The sequence below is a fragment of the Neisseria sp. SLRRB23 genome (assembly GCF_050896295.1).
In the GTDB taxonomy this organism is placed as follows: domain Bacteria; phylum Pseudomonadota; class Gammaproteobacteria; order Burkholderiales; family Neisseriaceae; genus Neisseria.
This window is the reverse complement of record NZ_JBPBFH010000039.1, coordinates 1-16140: the sequence shown is the minus strand read 5'-3', so window position 1 is coordinate 16140 and position 16140 is coordinate 1. Positions and strand designations below refer to the sequence as shown.

13 protein-coding genes and 1 pseudogene are annotated in these 16140 nt (G+C 56.2%); 5 read left to right on the top strand and 9 right to left on the bottom strand.

Annotation, left to right across the window (positions count from 1 at the left end):
* A partial coding sequence (locus ACRPFF_RS09725) for a VENN motif pre-toxin domain-containing protein (protein ID WP_432674532.1) occupies positions 1–544 on the top strand: 544 nt, incomplete at its 5' end.
* Here ACRPFF_RS09725 and ACRPFF_RS09720 read toward each other — a convergent pair.
* From ACRPFF_RS09720 to ACRPFF_RS09685, 8 genes and pseudogenes are all read right to left on the bottom strand, one after another.
* A complete protein-coding gene (locus ACRPFF_RS09720; RefSeq protein ID WP_432674531.1) occupies positions 488–1477 on the bottom strand; it encodes a VENN motif pre-toxin domain-containing protein in 990 nt (329 codons plus the stop codon). The two genes, ACRPFF_RS09725 and ACRPFF_RS09720, sit on opposite strands and share 57 nt — an antisense overlap.
* Positions 1478–1794: 317 nt before the next feature.
* Complete coding sequence (locus tag ACRPFF_RS09715; protein ID WP_250314149.1) at positions 1795–2148, bottom strand: hypothetical protein; 354 nt, start codon at positions 2146–2148, stop codon at positions 1795–1797.
* A 173-nt stretch (positions 2149–2321) separates the two neighbouring features.
* Positions 2322–2681: a hypothetical protein gene (locus ACRPFF_RS09710; RefSeq protein ID WP_301673900.1), complete on the bottom strand. Its 360-nt coding sequence runs from the start codon at positions 2679–2681 to the stop codon at positions 2322–2324.
* 106 nt (positions 2682–2787) lie between these two features.
* Entirely contained in the window at positions 2788–3147 is a 360-nt protein-coding gene (locus ACRPFF_RS09705; RefSeq protein WP_003679097.1) for a hypothetical protein, read from the bottom strand.
* A gap of 174 nt (positions 3148–3321) precedes the next feature.
* A complete protein-coding gene (locus ACRPFF_RS09700) occupies positions 3322–3681 on the bottom strand; it encodes a hypothetical protein (protein ID WP_308031656.1) in 360 nt (119 codons plus the stop codon).
* A complete protein-coding gene (locus ACRPFF_RS09695) occupies positions 3678–11183 on the bottom strand; it encodes a hemagglutinin repeat-containing protein (protein ID WP_432674530.1) in 7506 nt (2501 codons plus the stop codon). Before ACRPFF_RS09695 ends, ACRPFF_RS09700 begins: the two co-directional genes overlap by 4 nt.
* Positions 11184–11251: 68 nt before the next feature.
* Positions 11252–12997 (bottom strand): ShlB/FhaC/HecB family hemolysin secretion/activation protein, encoded by a 1746-nt coding sequence (locus ACRPFF_RS09690; RefSeq protein WP_432674529.1) that lies wholly within the window; start codon positions 12995–12997, stop codon positions 11252–11254.
* Positions 12998–13366: 369 nt separating this feature from the next.
* Positions 13367–14373 (bottom strand): annotated as a pseudogene (locus ACRPFF_RS09685) (IS5 family transposase).
* Between ACRPFF_RS09685 and ACRPFF_RS09680 the strand changes: the two are divergent.
* Positions 14353–14673 (top strand): hypothetical protein, encoded by a 321-nt coding sequence (locus ACRPFF_RS09680; RefSeq protein WP_432674528.1) that lies wholly within the window; start codon positions 14353–14355, stop codon positions 14671–14673. The pseudogene ACRPFF_RS09685 and the gene ACRPFF_RS09680 overlap by 21 nt on opposite strands.
* Positions 14674–14692: 19 nt before the next feature.
* Positions 14693–15055 (top strand): hypothetical protein, encoded by a 363-nt coding sequence (locus ACRPFF_RS09675; RefSeq protein ID WP_308031659.1) that lies wholly within the window; start codon positions 14693–14695, stop codon positions 15053–15055.
* 49 nt (positions 15056–15104) lie between these two features.
* Here ACRPFF_RS09675 and cueR read toward each other — a convergent pair whose 3' ends face one another.
* Positions 15105–15497: a Cu(I)-responsive transcriptional regulator gene (gene cueR, locus ACRPFF_RS09670; RefSeq protein WP_003742986.1), complete on the bottom strand. Its 393-nt coding sequence runs from the start codon at positions 15495–15497 to the stop codon at positions 15105–15107.
* Positions 15498–15644: 147 nt separating this feature from the next.
* Here cueR and ACRPFF_RS09665 point away from each other — a divergent pair, with 147 nt between their 5' ends.
* Together ACRPFF_RS09665 and ACRPFF_RS09660 are read left to right on the top strand one after the other, a co-directional pair.
* Positions 15645–15854: a heavy-metal-associated domain-containing protein gene (locus ACRPFF_RS09665; protein ID WP_003674677.1), complete on the top strand. Its 210-nt coding sequence runs from the start codon at positions 15645–15647 to the stop codon at positions 15852–15854.
* A 99-nt stretch (positions 15855–15953) separates the two neighbouring features.
* Positions 15954–16140 (top strand): cation transporter (locus ACRPFF_RS09660; protein WP_432674527.1); only part of this gene is annotated, 187 nt, incomplete at its 3' end.

Sequence of the window (16140 nt, the reverse complement as noted above, 5' to 3'; positions counted from 1 at the left end):
CGAACGTGCGGCCGGGTATCTGGCCGGACAATACGACGACGGCCATACCGCGATTGACCCGACAACGGGGAAATTCAATCCCAACCTGTTACCCGAGCCCATCAAAGAAGAGATCAAAGCGCAGACCAGTGCGGTTGCTTCGGTGGTGGGTGCGGCCGGAGGCAGTCTGAACGGCACCAGCGGCACAAACACCAATGCCCTGTTCAATGCGCAAGTAGGGGGCGTGTTGGGGCAGAATGCGGTGGAGAATAACTATCTCAGCCCTGGCCTAACCATTCCTTTCGTTGATAAAGAGATTTCACCTGATCAAATAAAAAAATTTGGACAAGAGTTAGGAGAAAACTGTGGAAAAACAGGGAATAAAGCTAGTTGTGCTGCCACTTATGATAAGTGGAAAAATTTATCATACAAGCAAGGAGGATTAGATCCTAACGATACATCATGGGAAAATTTCGTAGCCCTAATGTACCAACAAGAAGTATTGCCCTTATGTAATGGTATAACGGTTTCCTTTGCGGATGTTTTTCGCATCTTGAGAACCTAAAACACGTACCAAATAATTTTTGTCTTTTATGTTTCTAGCATCTTGTTTTTTGATTTCAGTAACGCAGGTTGGGTTGTTACAAATATCTTCTGGAGGAAAGATGCCCATCATCATTTTGTTACCCAAAATATCATATTTTTGTGTATTGAACTGGTCGACAATTAAAGCATCGCCTTCTTGGGCTTTACCAATTAAATCAGCACATACTTTCGTTCTGGGATATCTGTTGCAAGTATCTTGTAATTTTTCCCGTTGATTTTTATCTAACAAAGTGAATGTGCGTTTTACCGCCTCACAAGCACTCTCGTTCCCTGTTTTACAATGGAGATTCATCCCATCTATGAATGCATTCATTTGCTGGGTATCCAATTGGTTATTCTCCACCGCATTCTGCCCCAGCACACCCCCCACCTGCGCATCAAACAACGCTCCGTTGCCGCTGTTCGTGCCGTTCAGGCTGCCTCCGGCCGCACCGACCACCGAAGCAAGCGCCCCGGTCTGCGCTTTAATTTCTTCTTTAATGTGTTCGGGCAGAAGGTTGGGATTGAATTTTCCGCTTATCGGGTCGATGGCAGTGCGGCCGTCGTCGTATTGTTTGGCCAGGTATTCGGCCGCACGTTCGGCGGCAACGGCAGCGCTGCCGCCGGCAAGCGGGTCGGTGCCGTTGGCGTAGGCCAAGGCGGCGCCGAGCATAAAGTGGCCGATTGCTTGGGCGGCTTCGTTTTTGTTTTCACCGTGGCCGAAGCGTTTGCCGATGGCGGCTGCAGCATACGGCGCCAACGTATTGGCGGCCAGCTGCAGATCACCCTGGCCGCCCAATGCGCCGGTAATCAGGGTTTCGGCGGCGGTAAGCGCACGGCTTTTGCTGCCGCCTATGCCCCAGCTTCGGGCTTCTTGGTAGGCTTGGGCGTAGGCGGGGGAATGGGCCAGCATCTCCTGCTGCCGTTGTGCGTCGCTTAGGCTGAGATAGTGTTCGTAGCTGCCGTCGTTTTGTTCTTTCAGACGGCCTTCGTGGGCGGCTTGTTGTTTTGCCTGCTCTTGTGCTGCGGTTTGGGCTTTGTTGCTGCTGTAGGTGGCAACGGCGCTGCTGCGGTCAGTATAGTGAGCCCAAATAAAAAATATACGGCGTTATCTCGCCTTGCCGTACTACTTGTACTGTCTGCGGCTCGCTGCCTTGTATCTTTTTTATTTTGACTCACTATAAATTTTCAGGCTGCCGGTTAAGGCAGCCTGAAAGCGGTAAAGCCGGGCTAATCGTGCTGGCATTGCTCGTAGATTTTGTTTTCGGGAAAAATATCGTTCCGCCACACATACCAGCCTTTTTTGCGCACACAGGCATCGGCTTCCCGGCCTCCGCCGGCAATAAAATTGTAGCCGCAGGAACGCATGTCATCGCGTTTTCTTTTATCCCTTAGCCCCATTTGCTTCAGCATTTCCCGCTGCTCTTCATCACTGGCCGTGGGCGGAGTATGAATTGCCGGATAGATGGTTCTTTCGTTGCACAATTTCCAGTCTAGGGCGGCATCAGGCGGTAGTCTGAACCCTTCAAAAGTGCAGCCGGCCACTAGGGCGGATAAGCTTAAGGCCAATACGGTTTTTATCATGGTTGTTTCTCCTGTTCGGTGGGTTGCGAATGGGGGTAGCCGTAAATGCGTTTGGTTTCAGGCATGATGCCGACATCTTCTTTTGTACGATAACCGTCTTTTACGCATTGTTTTCGGTCGATATCCCGCGTTTCAGGCTGCCTTTGCAGGCAGCCTGAAACGCGGAAAACAGCCTAGTCGTGCTGGCATTGTTCATAGATTTTGTTTTCGGGATAGATATCTTTGCCCGAACGGTACCAGCCTTTCTTGCGCACGCAGGCATCGGCTCTTGACGTACCGCCGCCAATCGGGTCATAGCCGCAGGAAAACATATCGTCGAGCTTTCGCTGTCCATACAGATTCATCTGCCGCAGCATTTCATCACGCTTGGCTCTGCTGGCTTCCGGTGGAGTTTTTTTAGCAGGATAAATTTTGTCTTCGTTGCACAGTTTCCACCTGGCCGACGCATCGGGCGGCACACGGAAGCCGCTGCCGACGTTCAGGCAGCCTGAAAGCAGGACGCAGAGCATAAGGGGCAGTATCGGTTTGTTCATTTGGGGTCTCCTGATTGGGGATGGTTGGGATTGGTGCGGTGCTTTTGTTCATGCCCGTTAGGCTTTCAGGCTGCCTTTGCAGGCAGCCTGAAACGCGGAAAGCAGCCTAGTCGTGCTGGCATTGTTCGTAGATTTTGTTTTCGGGAAAAATATCGTTCCGCCACACATACCAGCCTTTTTTGCGCACACAGGCATCGGCTTCCCGGCCTCCGCCCGCTATGGGGTTGTAGCCGCAGGCGTACATATCATCGTCTTTTCTTTTATCCCTTAGCCCCATTTGCCTTAACATTTCTCGCTGCCTTTCTATGCTCTCACCTGGGGGGATATGAATGTCAGGATAAATTTTCCTTTCGTTGCACAATTTCCAGTCTAGGGCGGCATCAGGCGGTAGTCTGAACCCTTCAAAAGTGCAGCCTGCCGCTAGGGTGGACAGACCTAAGGCCAATACGGTTGCGGTTTTCATCATGTTTACTTCTCCTGTTTGCTGGGTTGCGGATTAAGGTAGTCGTAGATACGCTTGGTTTTCGGCATCACGCCGATATCTTCTTTAGTACGGTAGCCGTCTTTCACACATTGTTTTCGGCCGGTATACCGTATTTCAGGCTGCCTTTGCAGGTAGCCTGAAATACGGAGAACAAGCCTAGTCGTGCTGGCACTGCTCGTAGATTTTATTTTCGGGATAGATATCTTTGCCCGAACGGTACCAGCCTTTCTTGCGCACGCAGGCATCTTGCTCACTGTCTCCGCCGCCAATCGGGTCATAGCCGCAGGAAAACATATCGTCGAGCTTTCGCTGATCGTACACATTCATCTGCCGGATCATTTCAGCTTGTTGTTCTTCAGGAGCATCCGGTAGGGTGCCTATGGCAGGATACAGCTTTTCTTTATTACACAGCTCCCACCAGCCCGACGCATCGGGCGGCACACGAAAGCCGCTGCCGATGTTCAGGCAGCCTGAAAGCAGGACGCAGAGCATAAGGGACGGTATCAGTTTGTTCATTTGGGGTCTCCTGATTGGGGATGATTGGGATTGGTACGGTGGTTTTGCTGTTCGAGCAAATCATAAACGCTGATACGGTGAATGGTATTAATATCATTTCCTTTTTCGCCTTTTCCTTTTGTCCGGTAACCGTCATCGACACATTGCTCTGTGCCGACACCCGTGCAGTTGTGGGAAGAGGATTTGCCAACAAAGATGTCCACAATCGTCCGTATCCAGCCTCTATTTTGGGTATTGGTATCGATGGTGGAACGATTACGCCCTACCCAAGTGCCGACGATATCGCGGGCGGCGATTTCTGTGCCGATAGAGCGGTTTTTATTGCTTTCGTTCCGCTCTAAGCCTTGCAGATGGCTGAGGCGGCGGTCTGATTTTTGCAAATTGGCGGCCGCGCCGAGCATATCGACATCCAAATTCGGATATTCGCCCGCTTTGTTTTCGTGTTCCAATTTGCGCATCAGATTGTATACCACCATGGTGCCGCGGCTGTGCGAGCCGAGATACAGACCTGCTTGGTTTTCCCGTGCATACCTGTTTACCAGTTTTTCCAGGCCCAAGGCGGAATTGCTTAATCCGGCAACATTGCCTTCTAGAAACTTATGATAGCCCGCCACCATCAGCTCGGACAGGAAATTGCCGGTTTGGGGATTGCTCAGGAAATGAACGTTTTTATATACCCGTTCATATTTTCCGGTTGCAGGATTTTGGCGTACGGCATAGAGCTGCGGCGCAAATTTGGCGGCATCTTGGGCATCATTGAAAATACCGTTGACCCCGACAATAACGGCACGGCGGGTTTGGCCGGTTTTTGGGTCGGTAAATTCGGCCGTCTGCAGGTTTTTGCGCTCTTGGTCTGACAGTTCTTCAAATTTGTAGATATTGCCGCCCATCTTTTGGTAGTCTGCCCAGTAGGTTTCAAATTTTTTATACTCTTTGGATGGTTTGAAGTCTTTTCTCATTTGTTCCTTTAATTCCTTATCTTTTATCGGTTTACCGTTTTCATCGGTTATAAATTTAAACAAGCGGTGTTCGGCAACGATTTCCGTCCGGTAGGCTTCGTCGGTAAAGGGCAGCAGGGTGTCGCGGATAAAGTCTTTGCTGACATCGCGGCGGCGCTCGGCCTTTTGCAGCATCCCTTCGCGGTCGATTTTGGCCAGCGGGGTGTGGCCGTTTTCCACCTGCTGCAGGGCGGCGGCGGTGTCGCGGCCGGCGGCATCGGCAATGTTCAGGCTGCCTTGGGTGATGCTGCTGCGGGTGTCGCTGCCTTCGGCGGCACGCTGTTTGTTGTTGCCGAACAGGTTGAGCAGCCCGATCTTGGCCAGGGCATAGCTGCCGGTGCCGTGCATATCGTTTTGGCTAAGCCCGAACTTGAACGGGGAAGAACGAGTTTGGTTGAGACTGGCATCGTAGAAGGTTTCGCCGCGCGCGAGTTTTTCACGACGGTATTTGTCGTTGTCGGCATCGTCTTGGGCAGAAACCTGGTCAAACCGCATCAGCCGCACTTTGCCGGAAGAGCCGATTTCGGCGGCTTCTTTGGTGGAGTTTTGCCCGCTTGTTGATTTGGGGCTGAACGACATGCCGCCGGAGAATCCGATGGCGCTGGCATCGGCGCGGGAGTAGTTGTGAATGTCGTGGCTGACCACGGTTTGCGCGTCCAAGCGGTTGCGCTCGGCTGCGGCTGTTGAGGAAAGTGCGGCGCCGGTCAGGCTGAGCGTGCCGGTGCGAACCTGATATCCGTCTTCTCCGGCAAAAATACCGCTCTGCTCGCCTACGCTGGCATGGTCGGCGCTGCTCTTGCTGCGGCTGTAGCTGCCGCCGGCACTAAAGCCGTAGCCTACGGTGATCTGCGCGGACATGTTTTCCTGTTTGCCGCGGAAAGTGGCGGTGTCCTGCACGCTTTCGATATTGAGATTGGCGGCATCAAGCTGTACGCCTTTGCCGATCAGCTGCGCGCCCTTCAGGGTGGTGTCGCCGCCGCTGTGTACCACGGTCTGGCCGCTGCGGCTGCCGATATGGCTGTGCAGGTGGGTGGCTTCATCGCCGTTGCCGTAGCCTTTGCCGTAGTTGCCGCCGGCGGTAAAGCCGAGGCTGACGCCGTTATTGAAAGCAAGGGCAACACCTGCATTCCAACCGCTTTGGCGGTTTTTGCTGCGCTCTTGGTGCTGCTGCTCGGCAGAACGGATATCGACGCGGTTTTCTGCGCTCAGATAGGTGGCCTGTTGGCCGCCGATATCGGCGCCGCGGATAAGGATGTCGGAATCTTTGCCGGCGCCGTGCGCTTTGAGTATCACGGCTTTGCCGGCTTCCATGCGGGCTGCTTGGGCGCGGTTGCCGGCGGTTTGGGTTTCGCTGGTGTTTTTCTGCTCGCCGTAGGTTATCGAGACGCTGATGCCTTGGCCGGCGCTTTTGGGGTTTTGGGCAACGGAGGCAAGTGTCTTGCCGGCGTTAAACCCCTGCCGTGCGGCATTGGCAGCAGCCATCAGGTTCACCCGGCTGTTGCTGCCGTGTATCTGTTTGGCGGATTTGGCGGCATTGGTCAAACCGATGGCGGCATCGACTACGGGAATATTGACGGCAACGGTCAGCCCTTTTTGTTCAAAGCGGGTGCGTTGGGTTTGCCGGTAGCGTTCGTCGGCGGCCTGAATGTCGATCTTTTCGGCTTCAACCAGTACGTTTCCTTCGGGCGATGAAACGATAGAACCGGTTTGGCTGTAACGTTTTGCGGCTATCAGCGTATCGCCTTTCAGGCTGCCTACGGTGCTGCCGCTGGCTGAAACGGCGGTGCCGTCGCTTTCTTGGGCTTGGGTTTTGTTGCCGATAAAGAAACCGATACCGCCACTGCCCATCAGGCCGGACTTTTTGCGCTCGTGGTTTTCCCAATCTTGGTAGCGGTTGTCTGCGGCGTCGATGCGCACTTCGCCGCGGGCAGCAATCAGGGTCTGATCGTCGCTGATGACTTGGCTGCCGCGGATGCGGGTGTCGCCGCCGGAAGCCGTTCTGACTTCGCGGCCGGTAATCACGCTGCCGGCTGCTTCGTCGTGCTGCCGGCGATATTGGTCCAGCCGGCTTTTGCTGCCGACCAAACCGCGCTCTTTGCTGTAGGTCGATTCGTCCAGATCCAGGGTGCGGCGGCCTTCGCTGATGTTGATATTGCCGCGGGCGGCCAGGGTGGTGCGGCCGTTTTGGCTGTCGATTTGGCCTTGGCGGATGTTCAGGTCTTTGCCGGCGGATACGGTGATGTTGCCAAGCGCTTCGATGCGGCTGCCTGCTTCGGCGCTTTGGTGGACGTGGCGGTGGTTTTTGTCGTTTGCCGCGCCGTAGCTTTCGTGGTTTTCGGTGCGGACGGTGCCGAGTGTGACGCTGCCTTCGCGGGCAATCATTTGGCTGTGGCCGTCGCGGGCGCGGTTGGCCAGGCGGGCGCCGTTCAGTTTGATGTCGTGCCCTGCTTCGAGGCTGAGCAGGCCTTGGCCGTCTTCTGTGCCGCTGACATACAGTCCGGCCACACGGTCAACGGTGGTGCGGCCGTTGTGCAAATCGCCGCTTTGGGCGGTGCTGCTTTGGAGGGTGATGTTGTCGGCTTTGAGGCTGAGCAGCCGTTCGGCTTCGATGCTGCCGCCTTGCAGGGTGATTTGGTTTTGTGCTTCCAGCAGGGTTTGCCGCCCTTGGATGCGGCCGCTGTTACTGATGTCGCCGGCAGCCAGATCGACGATGCGCCGGCCGGCCAGGGTGCCGCGGTTGTCGATGCGGCCGGCTTTCAGCTGCAGGGCGTCGGTGCTGATGAGGCCGCCGGCACTGTTGAGATCGCCGGGGCGGGCGAGTAAGTAGACTTTGGGTACGAGTACGCTTTGGCTGCTGCCGTCGGCCAGGGTAACGGTCTGGCTTTCAAGCCAGACGATGTCGCTGGTCAGCCGGGCAACCTGCTCGGGGGACAGGGCGATGCCGGGGGTGAGCTGCCAGGGGCGGGCGAAGCTGATGCCGGCGTCCATCAGGGCTTTGAATTGGGCTTCGTCGTTCGGGTAGCCGTCCAGACGGCGGTAGCCGGTCAGACGGGCAATCTGTTCGTTGATCAGGCGTTGCTCGTAATAGCCGTCGCCCAGCCGTTTGTGGGTGCGGTCGGGATCGGTTTGCAGGGCTTTGAGCATGTAGTCGCTGCCCAGCCAGGTGCGGTAGTCGGCATAGGCGGGATCGGTTTCCACCAGATAGCCGGGGCGGTCGGGACGGACGGTGTACAGGCTGCTTTCGGGCAGGCTGAAGCTGCCGTCGGGACTTTTGATGCGTTGTGGCGCAACGGCGGCGGTGGCGGCATCGGCCGTGGCGGCATGGCCGGCAGGAGGGGTCAGGCTGCCTGCCTGATCCTGATAGCTGATGTGGTTGGCAAATTTGCGGCGCTCAAGCAGGGTTTCGTTGTGTATGGGGGCACTGTAACCGGTGCGGCGTCCCCACCTTTGTCTAGATTTGCTTTTGCGGGCATAGCTGTTTTCGAAGATGCCGGACTCGATTTCGTAAACGCCGGCCAGATCGCTTAGATTTTTTAATACGCTGTCTTTTTCGCTGCCCTGCCAGACACCGCCGATCAGGATTTGGCCGTTTTGGTTGGCCAGCTCTTGGGTGTCGGCAGTAAAGTTGCCGCCGATGGCAATTTGCCCGGGTTGGGAGTGGGCGATTTGGTCTTCGTGGCGTTGTATGGTGACGCGTTTTTCGTTCCAGCTGGATTGGCGAACCGGAGCACGGCCGTCGTTAAAGGTAAACTCGCCTTTGGCATGATTGGCAGTCTGCCGCCATGAGCCGTCTTTGCCAACCTGCCACCATTCGGGATTGCCGGGTTGGCTGTAGCTGTGCCGGTGTTCGGCTTGGCCGACGGCAACTTTGTGATTGACTTCCCAGCGGCTGTTGCTGTTATGGATTTTGGCAACCGACCATACGCTGTCCCCGGCCGCTTCGATGCGGCCACCGCGGTTTTCCAGGCACTCGGCCCTGCCTTCGGCCTGATGGCGCTCGTTCAAACGGCCGCCGATATGCAGTGTGCCTTCGCTGCTGATCAGGCTGGAGACGCTGCCGGTTTGTACTTGGCCGTTTTCAATCCGGCCAAAGCCGCTGCCGGTGTTGCTTATGCTGCGCATGCCGATGTCCAGTCGTTCGCGGGCGGCAATCACGGGGGCTTGGTTTTTGCCGTCTGCGCTTGCTTCTTCGCGGTTGTTCAGGCCGCCGCCGCCCAGGGCGAGACGGCTGCCGTAGATGCGGCCGCTGCCGATGTTGTTCAGGGCAGTCGCGGCATCAATGCGGGTCAGGCCGTTGCTGTTGATCAGGCCGCGGTTGTCCACGGTGTCGGCACCAATATGGGTATTGCTGCCGGAAACCAGTTTGCCTTCGGCGCGGTTGTCGATGTGCCGGGCACGGATGTTCAGTGCCTGACCGCCGGCCATGCGGTGGCGGTTGCGGATGTTGCCGCTGCTCTCGATGCTGAGTTTGCGGCCGGCTTCGATGTCGCCGCTGCTGTCAAAGTCGGCGCTGAGTTTGAGGGCGGCGTCACGGCCGGCGGCCAGGGTGCCGCTGCCGTCCAGCCGGTTGGCCGTCAGTTCGAGATCTTGGCCGGCCAGAATGCTGCCGCCGCCGGCAATATCGCCGGCGGCCAGTTTCAGGCTGCCGACAGTGGTGATTTCGCCTTGTTCGTTATTCAGGCCGTCTGAAAGGAGGATGTCGCTTTGGCTGTTGCTGCGGATGGTGCCTTGGCGGTTGTCGAGTCGGGTGCCATCCAGTTTCAGGCTGCCTGCGGCCAGGGTGCCGCCGCGGTTGTCGCTGTGGCTGCTGTGAATGTCGGCGCTGTGGGCGAGAATGTCGCCTTGGCGGTTGTCGAAACGGCTGCCGTCTGCTTTCAGGCTGCCGAGGGTGAGGCGGCCGCTGTTGGCCAGTTCGCTGTGTACGTTCAGATCGGTGCGGCCGCCCGCTTCGATGGTGCCGCTGTTGTCCAAACGGCCGGAGATGCTGATGCGGCCGTCGGCAGGAGGGGGAACTTGGGTGTGGCTGCCGTTGCTGTTATTGCCGTTGCCGTTATTGGCGGAGGGCCGCTTGTTGCCGGAGTTACCGTTTGCGCCGCTGTTACCGTTGTTACCGCCGTTGTTGCCGCTACTGTTTCCACTGTTGCCGTTGTTGTTTTCCGGCAGGCCGATGCGGCCGCTGTTGGCCAGGCGGGCGGTATCGACGGCCAGATCCTGACTGCCGCTTTGGCTGATGCGGCCGCTGTTGTCCAATACGGGGGCGGCGATGTCGAGACGGCCGCCGTCGATTTGGCCGCTGTTGCCGATATGGGCGCTGCGGATGCGGGTTTCTGAGGTGCTGAGAATGCGGCCGCTGTTGTTCAGGCTGCTTGTGCTGTCGATGCTGCTTTGGCCGTGGGCGTAAAGGGTGCCGCTGTTGTCGGTTTGGCCGGCGTTAAGACGCAGGGCGCCGCCGTCTTGGGCGGCAACCGTGCCGCTGTTGGCCAGTGTTCCGTCGGCGCGGAGGGTCACGTCGCCGGCACCGGCGTAAATCTTGCCTGCATTGCGGATGCCGCTGCCGTTGTCGGCGGCAATCAGGGTGATTTTGCCGGCATACATGCCGCCAAGGGCGCCGGTGTCGATGGCAAAGACGGGGGCGGATGAAGACGGGGCGCGGGGTGCGGCGGCGTCTTTCAGGCTGCCTGCGGCGTCGGTTTGGCCGCCGGCGGCAATCACTTGGACGTCCTGCCCCCAAATGCCGCCGTCAATCTTGGCGGCACGGCTGAGAATGCGGGTGTAGTCGGCATCGCGCCCGTCAAGACCCTGAGCGCCGATTTCGATGCGGCCGCTGCCGATGTCCAAACCGTCGAAACGGCCGTCTGCCAGGATGGGACGGCCGGTAGTGAGGGTGGCGCCTGCGCTGTTGATAAAGCCGCCGCCGTCGACGCGGATGCCGGCGGGGTTGGCCATTACCACTTCGGCGCGGCGGCCGGCGATTTCGATATAGCCGTTCAGCCGGCTCGGGTCGCTGCTGTTGATTTGGTTGACGATTACACGGGCTTCGCCGCGGGCGAGAAAGGGGTTGCCCTGTATCCAGCCGGCCTGGCGGGTGGATACGCTTTTATGGCTGTTGTTGAGAATGGTGCCGCGCGTGTCGACATCGAAACGGCGGTATTGGTTGACGGATACGCCGTGGGCGGTAGGGGTTTGGATATTGACCTGCGGCAGTCCATTGCCGGTTTGCAGGATGACGGGCTGCTGGGATTTGGGGGCGGATTTGTCGGCTTGGATGTCGGCAGCGGCGGCGGGCACAATCAGGGCCGAACCGAAACCGAGCAGCAGGCTGAAAGTCAGCGTGCCCAAATGCAAACGGCAGCCTGAACGGGTTTTTAGGCTGTCGTCACCGCCACCGGTTTCTCCGCCTGAGCGCTCGCCGGGACTTTTGCCCTGCCCGATGGCAGTCTCGGCTACGGCCATCAGGATGCCGCGGGTGCGGTTGAAGACGGTTTTATGGCGGTGTTTGTTCATGTTCTTGCGTCCGTGTGGAAATGGGAAACAGGCAGCCCAAATGCAGGTGGTGCCCGTGTTTTCTCCGGTTAAAACGAATAGTTTAGGTTGAAGCCGAAGACGGCGGTACGTTTGCTAAAGCCTTGCGGTTTTTTAATCGGTTTGCCGACAAACAGGTCGTAATTCAGGCTGCCGCCTGCTTTGAACTGGCCGCGCAGGCCGGCGGCGGCGCCGATTAGGGTTTGGCCGAGCAGGTATTGCGCCGAGTCGCCGGAAACATGGCCGCCGTCTAGCGCCAGATAAAACTGGTGGGCAGCCTGAAAATACCAGCCGGCTTCGTTGCGCCAGTACCAGCCGCGCTCGGCCGACAGTGAGCTTTCGCCGTCGAAGCCGCGCACGGTGTAGCGACCGCCGATGGCGATTTTGTCCAAAGGCGTCAGCGGGGTTTTATTCCACTGGGCATGCAGGGCGGTGTCATATACGAAGTGCTGCCGGCCGATTTGGAAGGGGTGGTTATAGCTGATATCGGCAGTGATCACCTTCATTCTCGAAGTGCCTTCATCAAACACCTCTTCAGGGGCGGCAATGGCATCGGCCATGCCGGTGCCGCGCTTGTAGCCAAGGCCGATATCCAAAGTGCTGCGGCCGATGTATTCCTTGTGTTTTAGGCTCAACTGCCAACCGGCGGTTTTACGGCGCTGTACTTCGACTTCGGCATCATCGATAAAACTTTGGTTTTCTTTCTGCCACAGTTTGAAGCCGATATGGCTCTTGCGCCGCGCATCACGGTACAGCAGGCGGGTAAATCCGATGTCGCTGCCACGGTTTTTGCCGTTGTAGTCGTACACTTCATTGATACCCGCCACGGCTTGGTGGTCGCGGTAGTAGTTGCGGTTCCAGCTCCACAGCCAGTTGCCCGCAGGAACGGAATAGTGAAAGGCGTAGCTTTGGGTGCCGCCGGCGGTTTTTTTGCCCTCGGAGTCGGTATGGGCGTCGGTATGGCCCAGATGGCGGCCGTAGGACAGATAAAACAGATCGCTTAAGCCGAAAGGGTTGTCGGCAGAGAAAGTCAGGCTGCCTTGGTATTTGCCGGTGGTTTTGCTGCCGGAGTCGTCCACACCGAGCGACAGGCGGTAGGGCAGCAGCCGCTGCCGCCAGGCAACAATGATGTCGCTTTCATCGGGTGCATCGGCGGGAACGATTTGAATATCGGCTTCCGCGGTGGGTACGCGCTTGAGATTTTCCAGCCCCTGCTCGATACGGCGCAGATTCAGAATATCGCCGCCTTTCAACGGAATTTCGTTTTGAAAGGCGGCAATGCGCGCGGCACGGGTTTGGTCGTTGTGCGAAGTATCAGTGCGAACCGAGCGCACTTTGCCGGGCAAAACGGTTAATTCCAAAGTTCCGCTGTTTAAATCCTGCGGTGCGGCCAAAATACGGGTAGTGGTATAGCCGCGGCCGATAACGGCGTTTTGTGCCGCAACCATAATGCGGTTGATGCCTTGCACACCCAAACATTGTCCGGATTGGAAGCCGGTTTCTTTCAAGGCTTTTTTAAGTGCAAACTGAAAACGGCCGGCAGCATCGCCGGTCAGGGTAACGGTATGAATGGGGAAACAGGGGGATTCGGCCGATTCGGCCGCAGACGGAGTAAGCGTACTTTGCCGCGTATCGTCCAAACGCACATCGACTTCGCGCTGCAGCTGCTGCTCCTGCTGCCGGCGTCGCATTTCCTGACGTCTGGATTCGCTTTCTTCAATGGTATCGGCAAGTGCAGCCTGAAAAGAAAAGGCTGCCAAAATAGCTAAACTCAGATGGGTATGTATGGCGGACATAATGTTAAACCCAGTATATTTTGAAAATAAATTCACTAAATTTTACAAAATCATTGGTAAAATGTCGATTTCTTAACTTTATCTATAGATATCTGGCGCTGTTTACAGTATCTGAAGATTTCAAGAACAATACTGTGAAGCCTTATGGCAGCCTGAAAGGGTTGCGGTGTTTGAGATGTTGCCGGCGTATTTTTCTTAAGCTGTTGTGTAAAACACTGTTAGAGACCTTTGCAAAAAAGCCCTTCCCTCGACAGCCGAAACCCAAACACAGGTTTTCGGCTGTTTCTCTCCCCCAATACCTCCTGATTTTACCCAAATACCCCCATAATCCCCCTTGGATACCTGATTAATCAGGCTTCCGGCCTCCTTTTAGGCGCAAACAGGCACACTTAGCCTGTTGGCGGCTTTCAACAGGTTCAAACACATCGCCTTCAGATGGCTTTGCGCACTCACTTTACACAGACCAAAATAGGCTGCCCGCGCATAGCGGAATTTACGGTACAGCGTCCCGAAGCTCTGTTCGACCACGTAATGGGGCTTCGACAAATAGCGGTTGCGTTTGGTTTGCGCTTCCGTCAGCGGACGGTTGCGGCAGGTTTTGCGCATAATGCCGTCCTGCAGCCGATGCTCTTTCAGATGTTGCCGGTTTTCCGCACTGTCATAGCCTTTGTCGGCATAGACGGCCGTACCTTCGGCTATCCCTTCCAGCAAAGGTGACAGGTGTTTGCACTCATGGGTATTGGCGGGGGTAATGTGCAGTTTCCCGATATAGCCTTCCTCATCGGTGCGGGTATGTTGTTTGTAACCGAGTTTGTAGAGGCCGTTTTTCTTTATCCAACGGACATCGCTGTCTTTACTCGGTGTGGTTTGGCCGCTGACTTGTCCTTCTTCATCGACTTCTATAGCCTGACGCCGTTTGTGCCGGCAGTCTGAATAATGGTGGCATCAACGACGGCGGCGGATGTTTTCTCTACTTTTAAGCCTTTTTCGGTCAGTTGGCAGTTAATCAGTTTGAGCAATTCGGACAGGGTGTCGTCTTGCGCCAGCCAATTGCGGTAGCGGCATAAGGTGCTGTAATCAGGAATGCTCAGTTCGTCAAAACGGCAAAACAGGTTGAAGTCGATGCGGGTGATGAGGCTGTGTTCGAGTTCGGGATCGGAGAGGCTGTGCCATTGTCCGAGCAGGACGGCTTTGAACATGGACNACAGGGGATAGGCGGGACGGCCGCGGTGGTCTCGAAGGTAACGGGTTTTTTGACGATTTAGGTACTGTTCGATCGGTTGCCAATCAATCACCTGATCCAACTTCAATAGTGGAAAGCGGTCGATGTGTTTGGCAATCATGGCTTGTGCGGTTTGCTGAAAGAAGGTGCCCATGAGAAATCCCCTAAATGTCTTGGTGGGAATTTAGGGGATTTTGGGGAATTTTGCAAAGGTCTCTACTTGTCAAGGCATTTCACAGTTCTTCAAAAATCTTTTGATAAACAAATCTATGAATACAGTCCTGTTTGCCATTGCCTTTGCTATCATTCCAACTTCAGCTTTGTAAGCCTAGCCAGTGCCGCCATCATGCTGTTTTTTTCGCAAGCACTATTTAAACCGAGACTTCCCGCTAAACCGTTTTCAAGCAGCCGATTGGTCGGCATGGCTGGCTTCTGCCCGCTGTCAGCCGATTGATGATATCGGCCATCGCGGCATGAGCATAACCATCCCGCAGGATAACGACGAATTTGCGTTTGATATGCCTGCCGCCTGGGTGAAAAACAACACGCTGCCGCCGCTGTTGTTGGATATCCTCACGCAGCTAAACGATATCGACAACATCATGCAGCAATCCTGCCGCCGCCTCGCCGAGCGGCATAAACAGCACAGCCGGGAATATGAGCTCTATCTTTTCGACCCGCCGGATGCGCTGTACGTTACCCAAGGCGGCGTAGAGTATTTGGATTACACCGCCACACGGGTAAACAAAAGTTTCCGCGCATATCTGAAGCAAAGCGGCGGCAAGTGGCTGTCGTATTACGACGAGGCCTGCACCAAACCGTTAGCGGCCGACTAAGGCTACCTGAAACTTTTCAGGTAGCCTGTTTCTATTCTGCCCAAGCCGCCTAACGCTCCTCCAGCCCGGCCAAAATCGCACAATCCGGGCAGTCGTCTCCCGCGCAGGCATCGTGCCAGCGTTGCAGCTCGGCCACCATGCCCTGCAGGCGTTCGATTTTGGCTTCCAGCTCGGCGATGTGCCGCGCGGTGAGCGTTTTCACTTCGCGGCTGGTGCGCTGCGGGTTGTGTTGCAGGCTCAAAAGCTGCCCGATCTGCGGCAGCGAAAAGCCCACTTCCCGCGCATGGCGGATAAAGCGCAGCCGGGCAAGGTCGGCCTGTCCGTAGCGGCGGTAGCCCGCTTCGCTGCGCGCGGCCGGGGCGATTAGGCCGTGCTTTTCGTAGTCGCGGATTTGTTTGGCGGAAAGGCCGCTCTCGGCCGCGGCCTGGCTGATGTTCATCATGATGCTTGACCTTTACTTCGGGTAAAGCTTTATAGTGGCGGCACTTAGCGGAAAAGCAAGAGCAGACCCATCATTTCAGGCTACCTGAAAGCTTTGGCTGCAACGGGCTTTAAAACCTCAGCCTCATTCCAACAGAAAGGAAACCCTATGCAAACCATCACATTAAACATCGAAGGCATGACCTGCGGCGGCTGCGTGAAAAGCGTTACCAGCATCCTCGAAGGCGTAAACGGCGTGGACAAGGCCGAAGTGAGCCTGGAAAACAAGAACGCCGTCGTGGAATTCGACCCCGCCCAAACCAACCCCGCCGCGCTGATAGAAGCGGTGGAAGACGGCGGCTTTGATGCGGCTTTGTAAATCGAATCGCAACAAATCGACTGCAACACCCCAAAGGCTACCTGAAAACCCTGCTCCGCTTTTTTCAGGTAGCCCAACCACATTCAGAAGGAAGAAACCATGCAACAAAAAGTCCGTTTCCAAATCGAAGGCATGACCTGTCAGGCCTGCGCTTCGCGTATTGAAAAAGTGTTGAACAAAAAAGATTTTGTCGAATCGGCGGGGGTGAACTTCGCCAGCGAAGAGGCGCAGGTTACGTTTGACGACAGCAAAACGTCGGTAGCCGACATTGCCAAAATCATTGAGA

Coding starts and splice junctions, on each gene's coding strand:
- ACRPFF_RS09720 (WP_432674531.1), bottom strand. CDS start 1,477: ATGCTGGCCCATTCCCCCGCCTACGCCCAAGCCTACCAAGAAGCCCGA.
- ACRPFF_RS09715 (WP_250314149.1), bottom strand. CDS start 2,148: ATGATAAAAACCGTATTGGCCTTAAGCTTATCCGCCCTAGTGGCCGGC.
- ACRPFF_RS09710 (WP_301673900.1), bottom strand. CDS start 2,681: ATGAACAAACCGATACTGCCCCTTATGCTCTGCGTCCTGCTTTCAGGC.
- ACRPFF_RS09705 (WP_003679097.1), bottom strand. CDS start 3,147: ATGATGAAAACCGCAACCGTATTGGCCTTAGGTCTGTCCACCCTAGCG.
- ACRPFF_RS09700 (WP_308031656.1), bottom strand. CDS start 3,681: ATGAACAAACTGATACCGTCCCTTATGCTCTGCGTCCTGCTTTCAGGC.
- ACRPFF_RS09695 (WP_432674530.1), bottom strand. CDS start 11,183: ATGAACAAACACCGCCATAAAACCGTCTTCAACCGCACCCGCGGCATC.
- ACRPFF_RS09690 (WP_432674529.1), bottom strand. CDS start 12,997: ATGTCCGCCATACATACCCATCTGAGTTTAGCTATTTTGGCAGCCTTT.
- ACRPFF_RS09675 (WP_308031659.1), top strand. CDS start 14,693: ATGAGCATAACCATCCCGCAGGATAACGACGAATTTGCGTTTGATATG.
- cueR (WP_003742986.1), bottom strand. CDS start 15,497: ATGATGAACATCAGCCAGGCCGCGGCCGAGAGCGGCCTTTCCGCCAAA.
- ACRPFF_RS09665 (WP_003674677.1), top strand. CDS start 15,645: ATGCAAACCATCACATTAAACATCGAAGGCATGACCTGCGGCGGCTGC.